Origin of the sequence: Erwinia sp. HDF1-3R (genome assembly GCF_039621855.1) — a bacterium.
Taxonomy (GTDB): Bacteria; Pseudomonadota; Gammaproteobacteria; order Enterobacterales; family Enterobacteriaceae; genus Erwinia.
Map to the genome: position 1 here is coordinate 4,636,568 of NZ_CP155071.1, position 18,616 is coordinate 4,655,183.

At 58.8% G+C, this 18,616-nt stretch carries 11 protein-coding genes; 1 reads left to right on the top strand and 10 read right to left on the bottom strand.

Annotated elements, in window-relative coordinates; translation table 11 throughout:
* Positions 1-54 precede the first annotated feature (54 nt).
* Together AAGR22_RS21120 and AAGR22_RS21125 are read right to left on the bottom strand one after the other, a co-directional pair.
* Entirely contained in the window at positions 55-1,311 is a 1,257-nt protein-coding gene (locus tag AAGR22_RS21120; RefSeq protein ID WP_345829450.1) for an alginate lyase family protein, read from the bottom strand.
* Positions 1,296-1,487 (bottom strand): hypothetical protein, encoded by a 192-nt coding sequence (locus tag AAGR22_RS21125; protein ID WP_345829452.1) that lies wholly within the window; start codon positions 1,485-1,487, stop codon positions 1,296-1,298. The genes AAGR22_RS21120 and AAGR22_RS21125 overlap by 16 nt, the downstream gene beginning before the upstream one ends.
* Before the next feature lie 370 nt (positions 1,488-1,857).
* Between AAGR22_RS21125 and AAGR22_RS21130 the strand changes: the two genes are divergently transcribed.
* A complete protein-coding gene (locus tag AAGR22_RS21130) occupies positions 1,858-2,739 on the top strand; it encodes an alpha/beta hydrolase (protein WP_345829453.1) in 882 nt (293 codons plus the stop codon).
* A 78-nt stretch (positions 2,740-2,817) separates the two neighbouring features.
* Here AAGR22_RS21130 and AAGR22_RS21135 read toward each other — a convergent pair whose 3' ends face one another.
* From AAGR22_RS21135 to bcsA, 8 genes are all read right to left on the bottom strand, one after another.
* Positions 2,818-4,314, bottom strand: a complete 1,497-nt coding sequence (locus tag AAGR22_RS21135) for a pitrilysin family protein (protein ID WP_345829455.1) — start codon at positions 4,312-4,314, stop codon at positions 2,818-2,820.
* 246 nt (positions 4,315-4,560) lie between these two features.
* Positions 4,561-5,847 carry a dicarboxylate/amino acid:cation symporter gene (locus AAGR22_RS21140; RefSeq protein ID WP_067700308.1) on the bottom strand — a complete coding sequence of 429 codons (1,287 nt, stop codon included), beginning with the start codon at positions 5,845-5,847 and terminating at the stop codon, positions 4,561-4,563.
* Positions 5,848-6,147: 300 nt separating this feature from the next.
* A complete protein-coding gene (gene hmsP / locus AAGR22_RS21145; protein ID WP_067700311.1) occupies positions 6,148-8,142 on the bottom strand; it encodes a biofilm formation regulator HmsP in 1,995 nt (664 codons plus the stop codon).
* Between the two features lie 140 nt (positions 8,143-8,282).
* Positions 8,283-9,281, bottom strand: coding sequence for a glycosyl hydrolase family 8 (locus AAGR22_RS21150; RefSeq protein WP_067700314.1), 999 nt, complete (start codon positions 9,279-9,281; stop codon positions 8,283-8,285).
* A gap of 11 nt (positions 9,282-9,292) precedes the next feature.
* Entirely contained in the window at positions 9,293-9,760 is a 468-nt protein-coding gene (gene bcsD, locus AAGR22_RS21155; RefSeq protein ID WP_067700317.1) for a cellulose biosynthesis protein BcsD, read from the bottom strand.
* Positions 9,761-9,762: 2 nt separating this feature from the next.
* Positions 9,763-13,563: a cellulose synthase subunit BcsC-related outer membrane protein gene (locus tag AAGR22_RS21160; protein WP_345831637.1), complete on the bottom strand. Its 3,801-nt coding sequence runs from the start codon at positions 13,561-13,563 to the stop codon at positions 9,763-9,765.
* Between the two features lie 8 nt (positions 13,564-13,571).
* Positions 13,572-16,481 carry a cellulose biosynthesis cyclic di-GMP-binding regulatory protein BcsB gene (gene bcsB / locus AAGR22_RS21165; RefSeq protein WP_345829460.1) on the bottom strand — a complete coding sequence of 970 codons (2,910 nt, stop codon included), beginning with the start codon at positions 16,479-16,481 and terminating at the stop codon, positions 13,572-13,574.
* Positions 16,478-18,580, bottom strand: coding sequence for a UDP-forming cellulose synthase catalytic subunit (bcsA, locus tag AAGR22_RS21170; protein WP_345829462.1), 2,103 nt, complete (start codon positions 18,578-18,580; stop codon positions 16,478-16,480). The genes bcsB and bcsA overlap by 4 nt, the downstream gene beginning before the upstream one ends.
* Positions 18,581-18,616 lie beyond the last annotated feature (36 nt).

The window sequence follows — 18,616 nt, forward strand, 5'->3', positions numbered from 1 at the left end:
AACGGCACCCGACAGGGTTGATTAGCAAGGTTTTAGCCTGCAAACGCGGTCACATTAATGCGGGCTAAAATCAGGAAGCGCCAGCAGCCAGGTATCACGCCGGGCGCTGATTAGCGCGCCGCGCTGCGCATGCCCGCTATCAGTCTGTCCCGGCGTAAAGGTAGCCTTTTCGATATCGCGCCGATAGCGCCGACTGTGCAGATGATTGTCCGCCTGCGAAAGGAGCGGGATGAGCCGGGCGCTAATGCGATCGCGCGATGGGTAAGGCCAGACCCGGTTATCGTCGGTCCAGGGGGCCATAAAGTCGAGCGCGGTCAGGATACCGACGCCGCCCGCCCGCGCTGGCCGCCATAGATCATCCGCGCTGCTTTTGTCCGCCAGCGTGGCCAGTGCGACCAATGCCTGGAGATTGAATATGCTGTAGTGAAAAGAGCGCGTACGGGCCAGCTCCAAAGGTTGAGTCCCATCCGCCAGAATCTGGTGATCCATTCGCGCCCGTGCCGCTGTAACCTGTGCACGAACGGTGGCGGGCTGCCGCACATACCAGGCAATCCCCGCCACCTGAACATTGTACCAGCTGCCATGGTTATTTTTTGCCCGGGCCTCGCGTTTTCCCTGCGGGCTGTTTTGTAACCAGCCCAGATAGTCCGTCATCCACGCCTGCATCTGCTGTTCATCAGACTCATGCCAGCCAGGCGCCTGTCGCAGGAGGATCAGCGAGTCGACCACCCGCGTGGCGAAGTAGCGACCGTCCAGAATCCCCGTCGATCGTCCCGTCGCCATACCCGGAACGCCCTGCGCCCAGTTCAGATTGGGGTTCATCCGGCTTTCCGGTTCAATAAACCAGTGTCGCATCAGCTCAAGGGCTTTCTGCGCATAGCGGGGCTGTCCGGAGAAGTACCATGCCAGGGTAAGGGATTGCAGGCGGGCGGTAAACGCGGCCAGCCTTACACCATCCGACTGATTATTTTTGCTGGCAGGGTTAATTTCCCCATCGCGTCGTATCCAGCGCCCCTGCGGATTATGCGGATCCGGCCACCAATACGCGCTAATGCTGAGATAGTCATGCCTGGTGCCGCCCAGCGGCACCTGCCCCTTTTCCGTTACGCTCATGAGCGGAGCGTCCAGTGCCCGGTCAGCCTGACGCTGAAGCTCTTCCCATGCCAGCTGCGTCTGCGCAGAGGCGCGGTGGGTCTGAAGCTGTGCCTTTACCTCTGCCAGCACGCGCATATCCATAAAGGCAGGTTGCTGCGCCCGGGCGCAGAGGCAAACCAGCAGGAGTGCCAATGTAACCGTTACAAGTCGACCCATTTGGCTGCTCTCCAGTTCAGGTTCAGGTTCAGGTTCAGGTTCAGGTTCAGGTTCAGGTTCAGGTTCAGGTTCAGGTTCAGGTTCAGGAGGTTCACTCTACCGCTGAGCGGGCCAGTTGAAAATGGTAAGCGGATGGATAAAGAGCGGAAAAAATTAGCCGCGGGGCAATACGCCATATTCGTTATTTCCGCTTGATCGACACAGGGTAATACCTGTTAATTTGCGTGAAGGAAATATATTACGCTGAATCCGTAAAGCAGATTAACTCTACTGCCAGCAACAAACCTGCCTGGGCATATTTATTAATTTATCATTCGACTTATCAGACATTGATTAGCGTTATTCGCGCGTGAATGCCACCCTGATTAAGCGAGGAAAATCCGCCTCCGATTATACCTGGGTATAAGTCTGAAACTGGCTATTCCCGCCTTTGTTTAACTGGACGCTTTATTAATAAACGGGCAATGTTTCAGCCATTCGATATGACCTGCTGCCCCGTTTTTCTGCGCGGCTCACCTTTGCAAATAATATAAATCAGGAGCGCCCATGAGAACTGAAATTATAAATATCTGGCCGCAGGGTGATGCACCCGGCGCCAGCGATTCACGGGCGCAACCGCAGATTATTGACCTGGCGCGAGAATATGAGCCTTTCGATCGTGCCGCCAGCGGCGTGCGCTGCCCGGAACTGGCGTTCTGGTATCCCGAGGAGAAGAGCGACAACGGCGTGACCCTGCTGGTCGCGCCGGGCGGGGGCTTCGAGCGTATTATGATTGATAAAGAGGGCAGCGCGCTGGCGATGTTCTTTACGGCGATGGGCTATACGCTGGCGGTGATGACCTATCGTCTTCCTCAGGATGGCCATCATGAAGCCGCAGACGCCCCGCTGGCGGATGCCCAGCGTGCCGTTCGGGTGCTGCGCCACCGGGCGGCTCGCGGTCTGAACGGTAAGCGTATCGTGATGATGGGCTTTTCCGCCGGGGGCTACGTCGCCGCCAGCGCAGGGACCCGCTTTAGCGAAAAACTCTATCCGGTACAGGATATCGCCGATTCGCTGGCGGCGAAGCCTGACGCGCTGGTGCTGGTTTATCCGGTTATTAGTATGCGTGAGGGGCTGGCACATAAGGGTTCGCGGCTGAGGCTGTTAGGCGAGCACCCTACCCAGCGCGAAATCGAGGCTTATTCTCTGGAGACGCGCGTCACGGAGCACACGCCACAAACGCTGCTGATCCACGCGGTTAACGACGAATCAGTACCGGTCAATAACAGTATGGTAATGTTCAGCGCGCTGCGTGAACACCACGTCAACTGCGAACTGCATTTTTACGAAAAAGGCGGGCACGGCTTCGGCATCCGTAACGTCGCCGACCTGCCGCTGGCCAGCTGGCCAATGCTGGTGAACGAATGGCTGCGCGCGCGAAGCTGGTAAGAGGTGTGGCTAAGCGGCGACTGACGTTATTAAGCCGCGACTGACGTAATAAGGGCGGCCTGTCGCCGCCCTTAAGCCTTAGTTCTGCGCGGGGGGGATATCGGAAACCGCAGGACGGGTATCCTCAATGCCGCCCGATGGCGTCGCCTGCATTGGGGTCATGATTTTATGCCAAATATCCTGTAGCCCGGCAACGTTATTTTCCACTTCTCCCTGCGGCTGCATCAGCACCAGCGTCGGTTCCTGTGAAAGCTGCTGGCGCAGTTCCTGATTCATCATTGGCAGCGTCAAACCTGCCAGAAAGCTCTGACGCAGCTTTTGATACTGCTCAGGCGCAATGTCCACCACCGCATTTTGCTGCGAGCGCAGCCGCTGACTAATCAGCACGTCAGTGCCGGTTCGCGCATAGGTGGCGAACAGCTTATTCAGTTCAGCCGTCTTCTGCGCCATCAGCGCATCAAACTCATCCTGCGGCAGGCCGTTGTCGCGAATATTCGCCATCTCACGAGCAATCAACGTCAGGTTGCTTCCCAGCGCGGCGTTATCCGTTTCCATATTAATGGCGCACTGGGCGCGCTGATAAAATACGCGGCAGTCAAACCCCACCTGGGCTTTTTGCGCTTTATTATCGGCGAGCATCTTCTGCACGTGCCAGAAAAGCGCCTCGCGAGCGAGGTCGCTTTGCCAGTAGCGCAGCAAATTCTGCGAGTCCCGGATAGGCTGCCAGGCGGTATCCCACACCAGTGACAGGCGATCCTGGCCGAGGGTGTTGTTACCCACCAGATTGATCGGCTTCTGCGCCAGAGGGGAGAGCGTGGGCATCGGTGAAGGAACATCACGCTTACCGCTGAGTGGGGAGAACGTCTTACCAATCTGCTCGACCAGAGCACGGCTGTCGACGTTACCCACCACCAGCAGCGTCATGGCATCCGGCGTATACCACTGCTTGTAGAAGGCATTAAGCTTGTCGGGATCGACCGGCGTTCGCGTTTCCGCCGACGGATCGTGACCCAGCAGCACCGATCCCTTCAGGCGGTAGCGCCACCAGGGATCGCGCGGATCGGTAGGCCAGCTGGCGCCGGGATCGTCGGCCTGAAGGGCGGTGTTCACCGTCTGCTCGTTAATCGTCATATTTCCCCCGGTTGCCGCCAGCCAGTTCATGGCTTCTTTCAGCAGCTCCGGCCTGTTGTTAGGCAGGCTCAGGGAGTAGATCGTAAAATCATAAGACGTGACGGCGGGCGGCTGAGGATGTTCAGAATCGATGGCCTGCTGCCAGAGCGCGCGCTGCTGGGCAGGGTCGAGCTTCGCATTGTGCACAAGCGCAAGACGCGGAAGTAAATGGCTGAAGCCAGCCTGTTCGGTATTTTCAACCAGCGATCCGGTATTAACAATCAAACGCACTTCGATGCGGTCACTCGGCCGCTGCGGCGTGGTCAGAACCTGCCAGCTAAACCCGTTATCAAGCTTTCCCTGCTGCCAGGCAGGATCGGGTTGGAGCGTTTCAGCCTGCGCAGTGATGCTGGCGACGGCCAGCAGTATCCCGCCAACCAAAAGACGAATTCTGGTGCCCTGCATGTGAACCCCTAATCAATCACAAACCCAAAAATGACTAACAATCTGCGGCCTGTGGTTATCACAAGGATGGATAACTCTGTAAAACCGCTGTTTTTAAAACGAAGCAGCTTTTTAGACCGCGACGAGGCGAGGATGTCGCATTTTTGAGTGAAAAATCTTAAAAAGATATGCAGGTTATTATGCAAATGCCCGCTGCGAGGGCAAGTCGCGACAGGCATTTTGGGGAATATTTAGCGATTTAGCGAATTAAAGCGTGGTTTCCGGCAGCTTTTTTCCCTTTTTAGAGGCGGTTAACGTCGCTTTGAGCTGTTGCTCATCCAGCTGTCCAACCCATTTTGCCACCACCAGGGTCGCCACGCCGTTGCCGACGAGGTTGGTTAGCGCGCGCGCTTCCGACATAAAACGGTCAATACCCAGAATCAGCGCCAGCCCCGCCACCGGCAGATGCCCGACGGCTGAAAGGGTGGCAGCCAGCACGATAAACCCGCTGCCGGTCACCCCTGCGGCCCCTTTTGACGAGAGCAGCAGCACCACCAGAAGCGTGATTTGGTGCATGATATCCATATGCGCGTTGGTCGCCTGAGCAATAAATACCGCCGCCATCGTCAGATAAATAGAGGTACCGTCGAGGTTGAACGAGTAGCCGGTCGGAATGACCAGCCCGACGACGGACTTTTTACAGCCCAGCTTTTCCATTTTATCCAGCATGCGCGGCAGCGCGGATTCAGAAGAGGACGTGCCCAGTACGATCAGCAGCTCCTCTTTGATATAGGCAATGAACCTGAAGATATTGAAGCCGACCGCGCGGGCAATCAGCCCCAGCACCACCACCACAAACAGGATGCAGGTCAGATAGAAGCAGAGGATCAGCTGGCCCAGCTGCACCAGTGAACCGACGCCATATTTACCGATGGTAAAGGCCATCGCGCCGAAAGCACCGATCGGGGCCAGGCGCATGATCATATTGATAATGCCGAAGATCGCCTGGGAAAATCCCTCAATAAAGTTAAAGACCAGCGTGCCTTTGTCGCCCAGACGGTGCAGGGCGAAGCCAAACAGAATGGCAAACAGCAGTACCTGGAGGATGTTGCCGCTGGCGAAGGCCCCAATAACGCTGCCCGGGATGATATCCATCAGGAAGGCGACGACACCCTGCTGCTCGGCCTGCTGCGCATAGACTGCAACTGCTTTGGCATCCAGCGTTGCGGGGTCTACGTTCATTCCCGCGCCGGGCTGCAAAACGTTCACTACCACCAGCCCGATCAGCAGCGCAATGGTGCTGACCACTTCAAAATAGAGCAGCGCCACGGCACCGGTACGGCCCACGGCCTTCATGCTTTCCATTCCGGCGATGCCGGTAACCACGGTGCAGAAGATCACCGGGGCAATAATCATTTTAATCAGTTTGACGAAGCCGTCTCCCAACGGCTTCATCTGGGCACCCAGCTCGGGGTAGAAGTGCCCCAGCAACACGCCGATGGCGATCGCCGTTAATACCTGGAAATAAAGGCTCTTAAACAGAGAAGTTTTCATAAGAATATCCGTTAACGGCAGGTGGCAGCGGGTTAAATCGCTTTCGTTATAATCACAATGCTCTGCGAAAATAACACCCTGTTAACGGGATTGATATAAGTTGACACAATTTGCCGCCGCTCTGAATGTCATTATTTGAGCTGCATCACGTAAGCAAAGCCGAGAGGCCTTTTCTGACCGTGGCGGGCCACTCTGAGAGGATTGAGAGATGCGTCAGCCAGCTTTGAATCCATCCTGTCATGGGGGATCGACTCACCCTGCCACAGGGGATACTTCACACCCTGCCGGAAGGGATTGAACCTAACCTGCCAGATAGCGCTCGGTGAAAATCGCCACCGGCAGCGCCTCTGAATAGAGATAGCCCTGACCGATATGGATGCCGCGCGCCAGCAGCCAGTCGCGCTGCCCGCTGGTTTCAACGCCCTCGGCAATCACCTCAATCTTGATGATGCTGGCGATAGCCGCCACGATACGCACCATGGTGTCGTCCTGTGGCAGCGAACAGACAAAGCTGCGATCCATTTTGAGCTTGCTGATCGGCACCGACTTAAACTGACTCAGCCAGTTCAGATTCGCGTAGCCCATGCCAAAGTCGTCCAGCGCAACCCGGATACCCACCTGCTGTAGCTCGCGGAGCAGCCGCAGCGCCAGCGCGGGCTCGCCAATCTGCGCCGTTTCGGTAATTTCCAGCATCAGGCTACCGGCGTCAATCCGATGGCGCTGAATAAGCCCCTGTAAATGCGCCACCATATCGCGCTCGCGCAGCTGAGTGGCAGAAATATTCACGCTGAGCGCCAGATCAATACCGCGCTTCTGCCAGGCGGCCAGCACCCGGCAGGACTCCTCAAGTACCCAGCGGCCCAGCGCACCAATCACGCCAATCTCTTCCGCATTCACGATCAGCTCTTCGGGCAGCGACCAGCTGCCGTCCGGCTGGCGCATACGCAGCAGCGCTTCTGCGCCAACCACCGCGCCGCTACGCATATCGATCTGCGGCTGGAGATAGAGGGCGAACTGTCCCTCGTCCAGCCCCTGCAAAATATCGTGCTCCTGCGTCAGGCGCTTATGCGCCCGCTCGGTCATCTTCGGCTCAAAAAACAGGATTTGGTTTTTCCCCTGATGTCGGGCTGACATCATCGCCGATGCGGCGCGACTGAGGAAGTCCTGAGCGGTCAGCGGCGTTTCTGCCTGCTGGGTCATACCGACGCTGATATTTGGGCGCAGCGAGAGATGCTGGATCGCCACCGGCTGGTTCAGCCGCATCAGCAGCAGGCGCGCCAGCCGGATTGCCCGGAAGGGGTTATTCGCCCGCTTCGCTAATAGCACAAAATCACTCAGTGAGAGCTGTCCCAGCACCGTCTGCTCATCAATGCACTGACGCATTTTCTCCAGCAGCGTCAGGAGCAGCGCATCCCGCTGTTCGTCCGTGACCACGCCGTTCGCGTCCTGAAGCGTTTCTATCCGCACCACGATAACCGTAAAGACCTCATCATCGGCGACGGATTGCAGATGCTCTTCAAGTAGCGCAAGGAACAACGCCTTATTAGGCAGGTTAGTCAGGGAAAATCGCGTCGTCTGCCTGCTCATCTCAGTGTGCGCCGAGGCCGTAACCTGCTGGTTATAGTTATAGCTGCGGATAAGCATCCCCAGTTCGTCGTCCCGATGACGGGGCGGCAGCGCCAACCGATGGGCGAGAATATCCTGGGCGGGCAGCTCATGCAGCTCGTTGGCTATTCTGCGCAGTGGACGAACAATCAGCTTATTGATGCACCAGCTCAGGGCGACAGAAAGCGTCAGCGCCAGCAGCAGATAGGTGGTTACCAGCGTCGAGAGGGCGCTGAGGATAAACTGATAGACGCGCCAGGAGTCGGCGCGCAGCCGAAGCATCGCCAGCGGTTTTGGGTTAGCGGGCTCGACGGAATAGAGCGGCACGGTAATCTGAACCGGCAGCTCAAACAGTTTGGCGATGAGAGGGGGAACCGGCTTTTCCGCTGCAAAGTCGGTATGCAGTACGTGCAGGCCGTTAGGTAACACCACTTCCGCACGGGCAAGCACCCCCGCGGGCTTCAGCGAATCAAGAATGACGCCGGCCTGACGGATATCCGCCTTCAGTACCGCCTGCGACAGCGGCTGGCGAACGGTGTGGGCGATATTTTCCATCTGCTGGGCATAGTCAACCCTGCGCTGCTGCACAAAATGGAAAAGCTGAATGACGATAAAAATTGAGATGGTGACGATCGAGACTCCCGATACCGTCGCCATCTGTTTTATCGTTAATGACCGACTGACGCGCAAGCCTGTTCTCCGACATCCTGGATGCCGCCCCGGACGGGCGGTAAAAACTGTCCTGAGTATATCGTATGACGGCCGCTTGTTAAGTTCTCCCTGACTTCATCCGGTGGATTAGGTGTTTTCCGAGGAAAAAGGCGGGCGACTCAACGATCTTTCATCGCCAGCCAGGCCAGCAGATGCAGGCTTGCCGAGTAGTAGTCTTCGCTGTTATCCAGCCGATCGCTGATATTACCCGTCTCGTTCAGCGTCAGGTCCCGTACCGCCAGCAGGCCACCTGCCATGGCGTAGGGCGCCCGGCTGTTGCTCATTACGTCAATCCACGCCGGGGTTTGCAGGCGGGAAAAGTTCATCCAGAAGCGCTGGAACGGCACCAACTGAAGGCTTTGCGAGTCGTACCAGTACAGATACAGTGGAATGCGAATGGCATCATAGCTAAAGCGCGGAGGCCAGTCCGTTGCCGGGGCGACCGTACCATCAGCGTTTAGCGCCACCCAGTCCACGGGCAGGTCGGTCTCACCAAAGCGCATTTTAGACAGCAGGCTCATGCCGCTGTCGATCAGGTTGTCCCACACTTTCAGGTGGCTGCGGCTGGCAAAGTCACGCCAGGCCGGAAACAGAAAATAGGAGGGATTGAGCACCACATAGCTGGTTTTATTGAACCCCTGCGAGCCGGGCAGCATAACCGTATAGCCGCCAAAGGTGACAACATTATGGCTGATAATGGCGCGCTGGATCTGGTCCGAAGCGTCCAGATAAGCTTTGTTATGCCACTTCTGCCCTGCTTTGAGCAGCGCCCAGGCGATCAGCACGTCGCCATCCGAGGCGTTATTGCTATCCGCAATCGGCCTGGCCGAATCTGGCGTGTATTTCCAGTAAAACAGTCCGTTTTGCGGATTTTTCAGATGCTGCTGGGTCCAGCGCCACAGGCCGTCGAAGCTGCTGCGATCGTTGTACCACACCGCCATCAGCATGGCATATCCCTGCCCTTCGGTATGGCTGACGTTATTGTTTCCCGTGTCCTGTATGCGCCCGTCGCTGGTCATAAAGCGCGTTTTAAAAGTACTCCAGCCGTCAGCCGCGCTGGCCTGCGCACAGCCAATGGCCAGCAGCAGTAGAATGAGGCTCGTTCTCAGCAGCTTCATTATTATCATCCTCAACGCTGGTAGCGAAAATTAAGCGTGGCGTCGGCATCCGTCGCTTCGCATACCACCGGCACCGTTGGGGCACCGCCCTGTTCCTGTAGCCAGCGACCATATAGCCCGGTCAGTACCGCCCCCAGCGCCTGTTGCCACTGGCGCGCATCAAACTGGTCATCGCCCGGCGGCAGCGCCATGTGACAAATCACAATGGCCGTCTCCCGTGGCTCTACCTCGACAAAGCCCCAGTTAAAGCGTGCCAGCACCTGATTAATCTGCTGTTCCAGATCCGCCACGGTCTGCGCAGTCCCCAGGGGGTAGCGGGTGGCCAGGTTATCCCCCATTTGCAGCAGAAAGGCATGACTTTCACGTTCACCAGCATTACGCAGCATGCCGTTAATGATCACGCTCAGCAGATCAAACCAGCCCGGCTGATACTGCTGCTGCCGGTAGTAATCCAGGGTGCGGTCGGTCGGTTCACTCATGCTTATTTTTCCCCGAGCATATAGCGGAAATAGAGTTGTGCAGTGCTTTCGTTATAGTTACCAAAGGTGTCGTAGCCAAGCTGGCCGCCAATAGTAACGTCTTTATTTACCTTATAATCCGCACCAGCATGAAGATTATAGCCGATGCCGTTTTTGCTGCTGCCCTGATACCAGGCCTCCGTGGCGTAACCCGCATTGGCGTAGCTTTCAAGTTCGGCCTGCTTTGCTGAATCGGTCGGGAAATAGGCGCTGCGATCTTCAGAGTAGGACTGGTAGCCCACCGAGCCGCCTATTCTGACTTTCATATCCTCGTAGCTTTTACTCCAGTCCACCGGGAAGGATACCGCCACAAAGTCCTGCGGGCTGAAGTAGCCGCCCTGCCCGTAGCTGTAGTAGCTGAGGTTTTTTGAGAAGTCCATCCAGCTCATGCTGATACCGGTTTTCAGCTCGCTGCTGTCGTCGTGGAAGGGCCTGACGTAAGCGCCCGCCTGACCCAGAATGCTCTGGTTACTCTCAACGTTCTCACCCAGGTAGCTATAGCCCCCGGCACCAACGTAAAAGCCGGCATCGCCGTTATCATAGCTCAGCAGGGCGTTACCGCCGTTTTTGGTGACCCGCCCCCAGCGTTTGCCGCTCAGCTTGTCCTCCACGCCAACGTAGGAGAGCAGGCTGTCGGTGACCGCGCGGCGTTCACCGGTCAGGATCAGCGTCAGGTAATCCGTCAGTTTAGGCGACCACTGAATGCCGCCCACCAGCGTGCTCAGATCCTGCCCCAGCGGCGTGGAGCCAAGATCGATTTTGAAATTATCGTTGGTCAGCCCCAGATTTACCTCGACGCCGGAGGCGTTCTGCGAACCAGGGGAGTCCAGATTCACCGTGCCCGGAGCAACGTTGTTTTGCGCGGCAATACGGCCCTGCTCCAGCGCCCCGGTACCGAAGCGCGCAACCGAGGTCCCCGACGCGCTGCCCGCGCTCAGCGTGACCGGCGTCAGGGTGAAGTCGAAGCGCGTATCCCCATAGGGCACCGTTGACCAGGTGAGCGGCGCTTTCGCCTCGGTCAGCTTGCTCAGGCCGGATTCGCCATCGCGTCCCCGAACCTGCATACCGCCCTGGATCCAGCTGCCGGTTCGCGTCTCCAGGTCATCAATCAGGGTATCCACCTGATGCAGCGTTTGATCCTGTGGAGAGGTTGCCACGTCCGCCGTCTGCGCGGCAGCCTGATCGTTTGCCGGGGCCTGCTGCCACGGCATCACCGTGCCATAGGTGGAAGGCGAGCGGCGCGGGGATGTGGTGGTGCGGTTGATAAAGGGATTATCCGCCAGCGCCATGCCGCCAATCACCGGCGTGGCGCCGGTTTCGGCACCCTGAATGCCGGTCAGCTTGCCGCGCGCGGTGCGCAGATAAGCCAGCGCCTGCTGGTGATCGCCATCGGCCTCCGCCACGCGTGCCATCAGCAACAGCCGATCCGGCGTCTGCTCACCGCGCAATCCGCCAATCAGCCTCTTCGCTTTCGGCAGATCGTGGCTGGTTAGGGCCACGTTGATCGCGCCTACGCGCGCGTCCTGAGCCGGCGTATCGCGGGTCATCAGATAGTCATAAACCACGCCCGCTTCTTTGTTCATCTTGCCGGACTGATAAAGACGACCCATGGCAAACATCAGATCAACATTTTGCGGGTCGTGCTGTAGTGCACCAATCAGCTTGTCGTATGCGGCCGCGTACTGCCCCTGATTACGCAGGCGGTCGGCCTCGTTGATGAGATAGCCATTTTGAATACTGGCCAGCTGAGTAGGGGTACTGCGCGACTGGAGTTCCGGGCTGTTGAGAAACCGTCCGGCTTCTTCCGTCAGCCCCGCCTGATTCAGCACCGCCACCTGGGCGGCGTAATCTCCCGCGTTGCCCTGCACGCCGCGCTGCATGTTGTTTCGCACCACGGCGATCGCCGTGGTCAGATCCCCGGCAGCGGCCAGCCCCTGCGCCAGATTTCCGGCATCGACCGGGCTTTCCGGCGGGTTGATCGCCAGCGCTTTAAGCGTATTGGCGGCAGCGACACTGGCCCCCTGCGCCAGATACTGCCGGGCAACCGCCATTTGCAAATTAAAGTTGACCCGGCGGGAAAGCAGACGGGTTTCGCGGGTCTGCGCCCGGGCGGGCAGGCGCGCCAGCAGCGACTGGGCCTGCTGCCAGGCACCGTTTTCGCTGGCAAACAGCGCACCGGCATAGATATCGCTGTCGCTGGCGCCCGGGCGGAACGAAGACTGCATCACGCCGGAGGCCAGGGCCGTATTGCCCTGCTGCTGGTAAATTCGCGCCAGGTCGAGGCGCAGCCAGGCGTCGGCCGGAAAGCGCGCCATCCCCTGCTGGAGGAGGGTAATCGCCTGCTGAGGATTTCCCGCTGCCAGGGCCTGCTTCGCCTGCCGACGAACAGGATCGCTGGTTGCGCCGGAATGCGGCGTCACGCTGGCACGAACGCTGTCCGGCAGCGACGCCAGCAGCGTACTGGCTTCCGCGCTGCGATTCTGTTGGCGCAGCACGTAAAACAGCCCCTCCTTCGCCGGGCGGTTATCCGCATCGCTTTGCAGCACCGCACGGTAGGTCTGCTCTGCCGCCGCAGGCTGGTTGCTGCGGCGCTGTACGTCGGCGCGGAACAGCTTAGCCGCGATGCCTTTCGCGCCTTCGGCCTGGGTCAGGGGTTCACTCAGGCTCAGCGCCCGATCGCTGTTACCGTCCTTCATCGCCTGCTGAGCCTGCGCCAGCTGACCGTAGAAACGGGCATCATCCGCCTGCTGCTGTCGCTGCTGGCTGCTGTCTCCCCCCTGCTTAGCCGCACGATCGAGGTAATCTGCCGCTGCCGCATAGTTGCCGCTGCGCTGGGCAACATAGCCCAGCCCCGCCAGCGCATCGGCATCCTGCGGATTGGTTTGCAGGACGCGATTAAAATCACTCTGCGCCTCGGTGACGTTACCGCTGTTCAGGGCGGTAAAGCCCTCGCCTTTTTCGGCGCCTCCCACGCCATTACGGAAGCGATCGGCGACCGCGCGATCCTGCGGATGACGCTGCTGATAGTGCTGATAGAGCGCCGCATCCTCCGGCTGTGGGCCGAGCCACAGCAGCGCCTGACGCAGCGAACGATCCGCATCCGCATTGCCGTCAGCCATGCCTTCCAGCAGCTGAAGGCCTTCGCGCCGGGTTGATTCCTGGTAAGTCAGGGCCTTACCCAACGCCAGCTTCGCCCCGGTATCCTGGGGGTGCTGAGCCGCAAACTGGCGCAGGTGATCCACCGCCTGCGGCAGCAGCGTGCGGTCGCCCGCCATGGTCAGATAATACTCGGCAGCCACGCTGGCGGGGGGTTCGCTACCGCTAAAGGTGTTACGCCAGGTTTGTAACGACGCGGCGATGTTGCCGCTGCGCGCCTGCTGACGGGCCAGGGTAAGCTCCGCCGCCGGAATAGCACGCAGCTGGCGCGCGTTGTCGAGCTCGGCGAGCCGGGCGTCCTGTGGTGAAAGCTGGCTGAGACGCGCACGCCACCTCGCCGCGGCGGCTTCATCGCCGCTCTGCTGCGCCCAGAGCGCCATCAGATAGATCGCCTGGCTGTTTGACGCATCGACCATCAGGACTTTGTTCAGCGCATCGCGCGCCAGCTCGTCATGGGCTTTCTGATGCCAGTAGTTGGCCTGATCGAAAAGCGCCTGAATGGCCGGATTCGCCTCCGCGGCCAGCGCGGGAAAGACCAGCGCGGAGGCCGCCAGGGTCAGGCCAGGCACCCAGCGCTGGCACAGGGCGGAGAGCGTTTTTATTTTCATCATCGTCTTCACTTCTTCTCGCCAGAGGAGCGGGCGTCCTGCTGTGGGTTCAGGCGTTTCCAGGCGTGACGCCTGAGCAGTGCGCAGGTACTGAGTCCCACCGCCACACAGAGCAGCAGCGCCAGTACAGCCAGCACGACCGCGTGCTGGCTGGCATACCATACGACCATCATGTACCACGGCATCTGACCGCTCGGAAACTGTGCGCCAACGCGAAAGCTGCGGATGCCGTTTTCATCGGTGATGATTGCCGTATCGCCCCTTATACCGGCGTTAATGCGCGGCAGGGTCAGATCCTCGTGCAGCCGGGCAAGCTGGCTATCATTGGTTGCGATCGTCATCACCACCAGCCGCGTACTGTTCCAGGGTGAGCGATAGCTGATAAATCCGCGCCAGGCATCGTTTGAAGAGAGATAGCGATCGGCATCAACCGCCTGACCAAACCAGTCACCGGTCAGCCAGCTGCGCAGGTTATCCAGCAGCCCAGGTTCTGCTACCCCCAGCTGGGGCCCGTTTATCCTGTAGCGCGTCCCTTCCAGCATGGACTGATTGAAGTCCGTTTGCGTCAGGGTCGATACCGCCAGCACGTCGCTGTTATGCAGCCGTTCATCACGCTGACCGTCCTTTGGCAAGCCGAACATCACCACATTATTGCTCAGCGCCACGCCGGTGGCATTCCCCGAACGTCCGGCCATATCCAGCAGGGTGCTGATTTCCGCGTTGCCCGGTGCCGGAGGGAGCATCAATACGGTCTGTGAATAGTCGGCAAACCGGCTAAACGGGAAGGATGCGCCGACAAAATAGGAGAGATTGGGCAACAGGGCAAAGTGACGGGTATGGCTCAGATCGATATAAGCGTCATCCTCGATATGGCTCTTAATGTTATTACTGGTCAACACGCTACAGGGCGCGGAGGCCTTTGGCGCGATGTTGAAGTAAAACTGCAGCTGGTTGTCGCCGTAAATCAGGTAGGGATCGAGTTTAAGGGTATATTCTTCCAGCCGCGCATCCCCGCCCAGGCGGTGCCAGATACTCTCCAGCAGGCCGACCTTATTCACGGTCAGGCTGCGCAGAAAAGTGCCGTTCAGGCTGACGTTAAGCCAGGATTTATCCTCGTCAATCCAGCTTTCGGACGGGAAACGGTAGTTCACCTGGATCGGCAGCGTATCGCCATCCCAGAGGAACAGATCGGGCGCTGCGCGAAAGTTTACCCGCAGCGCATCGTGCCCAATGCCGGTGGTGGTCAGGCTTTGATCCTTACGCAGCAGCTCACCGAGGCGAACCGGCCGATCGGTTCTAATCCAGCGCGGGGCGTCCCAGGCTTTGCGCAGCGGCAGGTTCTGCACCCCGACGGCCAGCGTCGAGGCGTCCATGTCCAGCGGCTGCGTCAGTCGCCAGGCGGCCTGGCGCAGCTCCTCGTCGCTGTTGCCGATCACCAGCATCAGCTTGTAAACCGGGTTAAGCGGGTTGTCGACCATCTGTAGCGTGGGGCCTGAGACGCGGGGAACGACCAGGCCACCAATGACCTCGCCGGGGCTGGCGAAAACAAAGCCGTTTTTTTCCGGCAGATCGTTACGAACGACCGGAAAGTCGATGCCGCGATAGTCGGTTTGTATACCAAGCCAGGAGGCGACGGTGGCCGCCGCGCTGACCTCCCCCGGGGTAATCTGCTGGCCGAAGATCATTGAAACGCTGGAGGGCGTCATACGCAGCGGATCGATAAACGGACGCGGGAAGTTGCTCAACCTGTTGCCGATATTCAACTGCTGCCCGTCCAGCGACAGCGTCGAATTTGGCAGGATAGTGAGCTGGTAAAGGCTGCCGCTGTCGCGTTCGCACAGCAGCTGGTCGGCCTCATTGATTTTGAAGCTCAGGTTATTGCTGGAAACCACCATCGCCGCAGGAATATCCAGCTGATAATCCTGGCTGGCGCTGTCTGAGGCGCTTAACGGCAGCGTGCCCAGCGGCTGGCCATTGAGCATCAGCTGGAGCGAGGTGTTGCGGGCGGCCAGCGCGGGCGAAACCCGAAGCGACAGATTCATTCGCGCATTCGTGACCACTTCATCCGCTGGCAGCGTGAAAACAATCCCGGACTGTAGCTGCCTGCCGGTCAGCAGCATTCCTCTGGGCTGGCCCATCTGTCCGACCGTCACGGTGGTGGAGAGCGGCTGGTTGATAATCAGGCTGCTCGCGGGCGGCGCGGCGGAATCCACGGGCGGCAGCGGCGGCAAGCCAGCGGGTAGCGGGGAAGAGCTCGCCTGCGCGGAGGGCTGCGCGCTGTCAGTCGGTGCCGCGTCGGCTGGGGCGGACTGGTTTGCACTCTCGGTCGGTGTCATGCCCGCTGGCGCAGCCTGGGTTGCACTCTCGGTCGGTGTCATGCCCGCTGGCGCAGCCTGGGCTGCACTCTCGGTCGGTGTCATGCCCGCTGGCGCAGCCTGGGCTGCACTCTCGGTCGGTGGCATGCCCGCTGGCACAGCCTGGGCTGCGCTACCGTTCGGTGTTGACTGCACAGGCTCGACTGCCTGCGGCTGCCCGGTATTCATCACGGGCGGCTGACTCTTTTGCATCGGCGTGGCGGCAGGCTGCATCCCCGCGTCTGTCGCGCTGCTCTGCGGGAGTGCCGCAGCATCCGCAGATGGAGTCGCGCTGTTCTGCGGGAGTGCCGCGGCATCCGCAGATGGAGTCGCGCTGTTCTGCGGGAGTGGCGCAGTATCCACAGATGGAGTCGCGCTGTTCTGCGGCTGGCCGCCGTTCTGTACCGCGTTCGCACTGGACTGCGCTGCCGGGGTACTGACGTCGGCAGGCGGAGGAATGCTTGATAGCGCACCGCTATCCTGCGTGACGCTGTCAGGCGCAGCCCATACGCTGTTCAGGGTCAACAGACCCCCAACGCAGAGTGCAGATATCAGTCGCTTCATGCTACGCCATCCTCTTCAGCCTTAGCGGCCGGACGTTGATCTTTATTGCGTCGGTCTTTCCAGGTCAGCCAGAACAGTTCGAATACGGTACGAATGATGGTCAGCAGCGAACGCAGCGGTTTATCTTTTGGCCCCTCAGGCCGAATCCAGGCATCCGCGCGGGAGAGCACCACGCGTACCAGTTCACGGCGGCGTGAAAGGGGAATTTCATCAAACTGCAGGCGAATAACGTCCTTTTCTGCGCCGATAATCCCCACCGGGATAGAGATCGCCCCGGACTGTAGCATCAGATCTATCGCTTCAATAGCGTCACTTTCATGACGGCTGTCCGGGGCGATAACCTGCGCCCCGCCCATCGACAGATTGACCGTCTTGCTGCGCGAGCTGATGCCGCTGGCGTAGTGGAGTATCACCGGCAGCGTCACCGCGACGCGGATGGTTTTACGCGTTTGCTTCGTTTCACGGGCGACGGCAATGGCCGCCATCAGGATAATCAGGCTGAATATCGCCCAGCCGACGTTTAACGCGATAACCCAGGGATCGACGCCAAAATAGTCATGGGCCACGGCGCGCACAATGCCGTAGACAACGCCAATAAACAGCAGGATGGCGCAGATAACGTGCGGCCGCACAATATTAAAGTCGAAGAAGCCCACATCCAGCAGCCCTCCTTTATCCGTCACGTTAAACTTGCCATGCTTCGGTGAAATCATTGTCAGCAGGGTGGGGATAATCAGGTGGAACGCCATTACCGTTTCGTAGATTTCCCCCCAGAAGGTGGCGCGAAAGCGGCCATTCATGCGCGAGTTAACGTAGAGCGACATAAACAGGTGCGGCAATACGTAAGCAAAAATCAGGCTGGCCGAAGAGTGAATAATATTCAGGTTAAACAGCAGGTAAGCCAGCGGCGCGGTCAGGAAGATCACGCGCGGCAGGCCAAACTGAAAGTGCAGCATGGCATTGAGATAGCACAGCCGCTGCTGCCACTTCAGACCGCGCCCCAGCAGGGGATTATCAACGCGAAAAATCTGCGTCATGCCGCGCGCCCAGCGGGTACGCTGCACCACATGCAGGCCGAGACGCTCGGTCGCCAGCCCTGCCGCCAGCGGCAGCGCAAGAAAGGCTGACTTCCAGCCACGGCGCTGCATTTTCAGCGCGGTATGCGCATCTTCGGTCACCGTCTCAGTCGCAAAGCCACCGATTTCTTCCAGCGCTGAACGGCGGATCACCGCGCAGGAGCCGCAGAAAAAGGTGGCATTCCAGTTATCATTCCCCTGCTGCACCGGGCCGTAAAAGAGCGCGCCTTCGTTAGGGATTTCACGCGCCGCTTTGAGATTGCGTTCAAAAGGATCGGGCGAATAGAAGTAGTGCGGCGTTTGCAGCAGCGCCAGTTTGGGATCTTTCAGAAAGGGCGCGACGGTCGCCTGCAGGAAAGCGCGGGTCGCCACGTGGTCGCAGTCAAAAACGGTGATCAGTTCGCCTTTGGTGATGTGCATCGCATGGTTAAGATTGCCTGCCTTGGCGTGGCGGTTATCATCGCGGGTGATATAACCGACGCCAGCATCGGCGGCAAAAACGGCGAATTCACTACGCTTGCCGTCATCCAGCAGGTAAATTTTGATTTTATCGCGCGGATAATCAATGCACTGCGCGGCCAGCACCGTATCACGCACCACGTCGAGACTTTCGTTATAGCTGGGGACATAGATATCTACCGTCGGCCACAGGCGAATATCATCAGGCATTGGCTCAATGGTTCGCTTTAGCGGCCATGATGTTTGCAGGTAGCCCAGAATGAGGATTAGCCAGACATACAGCTCGGCAATAAATAAACCAATTCCCAGAATGGCTTCCACTTCCGAATTAAACGCCAGCGTCTGCGTCGCGCGCCAGTATATATAACGCGTTGACATCAGGGCAGAAAGAAACACCATGACCATAGAGACGTTGCGGCTTTTGCTGAAGCCCAACATAAATAAAATCGCGATGCCGATCAGGCCAAAAATATACTGCTTCTGGCTGTCCATAGGCGTGATCACAATCACTGCGGCCAGCGGAAATAACACCAGTAGCAGAAGGTAGTACAGGCCTTTTTTCATAAGTCATCCTGGAAACGAAACTATTATTCTGTGTCG

Coding starts and splice junctions, on each gene's coding strand:
- AAGR22_RS21140 (WP_067700308.1), bottom strand. CDS start 5,847: ATGAAAACTTCTCTGTTTAAGAGCCTTTATTTCCAGGTATTAACGGCG.
- AAGR22_RS21125 (WP_345829452.1), bottom strand. CDS start 1,487: ATGGCGTATTGCCCCGCGGCTAATTTTTTCCGCTCTTTATCCATCCGC.
- AAGR22_RS21135 (WP_345829455.1), bottom strand. CDS start 4,314: ATGCAGGGCACCAGAATTCGTCTTTTGGTTGGCGGGATACTGCTGGCC.
- AAGR22_RS21150 (WP_067700314.1), bottom strand. CDS start 9,281: ATGAAGCTGCTGAGAACGAGCCTCATTCTACTGCTGCTGGCCATTGGC.
- bcsB (WP_345829460.1), bottom strand. CDS start 16,481: ATGAAGCGACTGATATCTGCACTCTGCGTTGGGGGTCTGTTGACCCTG.
- AAGR22_RS21160 (WP_345831637.1), bottom strand. CDS start 13,563: ATGAAAATAAAAACGCTCTCCGCCCTGTGCCAGCGCTGGGTGCCTGGC.
- bcsD (WP_067700317.1), bottom strand. CDS start 9,760: ATGAGTGAACCGACCGACCGCACCCTGGATTACTACCGGCAGCAGCAG.
- AAGR22_RS21120 (WP_345829450.1), bottom strand. CDS start 1,311: ATGGGTCGACTTGTAACGGTTACATTGGCACTCCTGCTGGTTTGCCTC.
- AAGR22_RS21130 (WP_345829453.1), top strand. CDS start 1,858: ATGAGAACTGAAATTATAAATATCTGGCCGCAGGGTGATGCACCCGGC.
- bcsA (WP_345829462.1), bottom strand. CDS start 18,580: ATGAAAAAAGGCCTGTACTACCTTCTGCTACTGGTGTTATTTCCGCTG.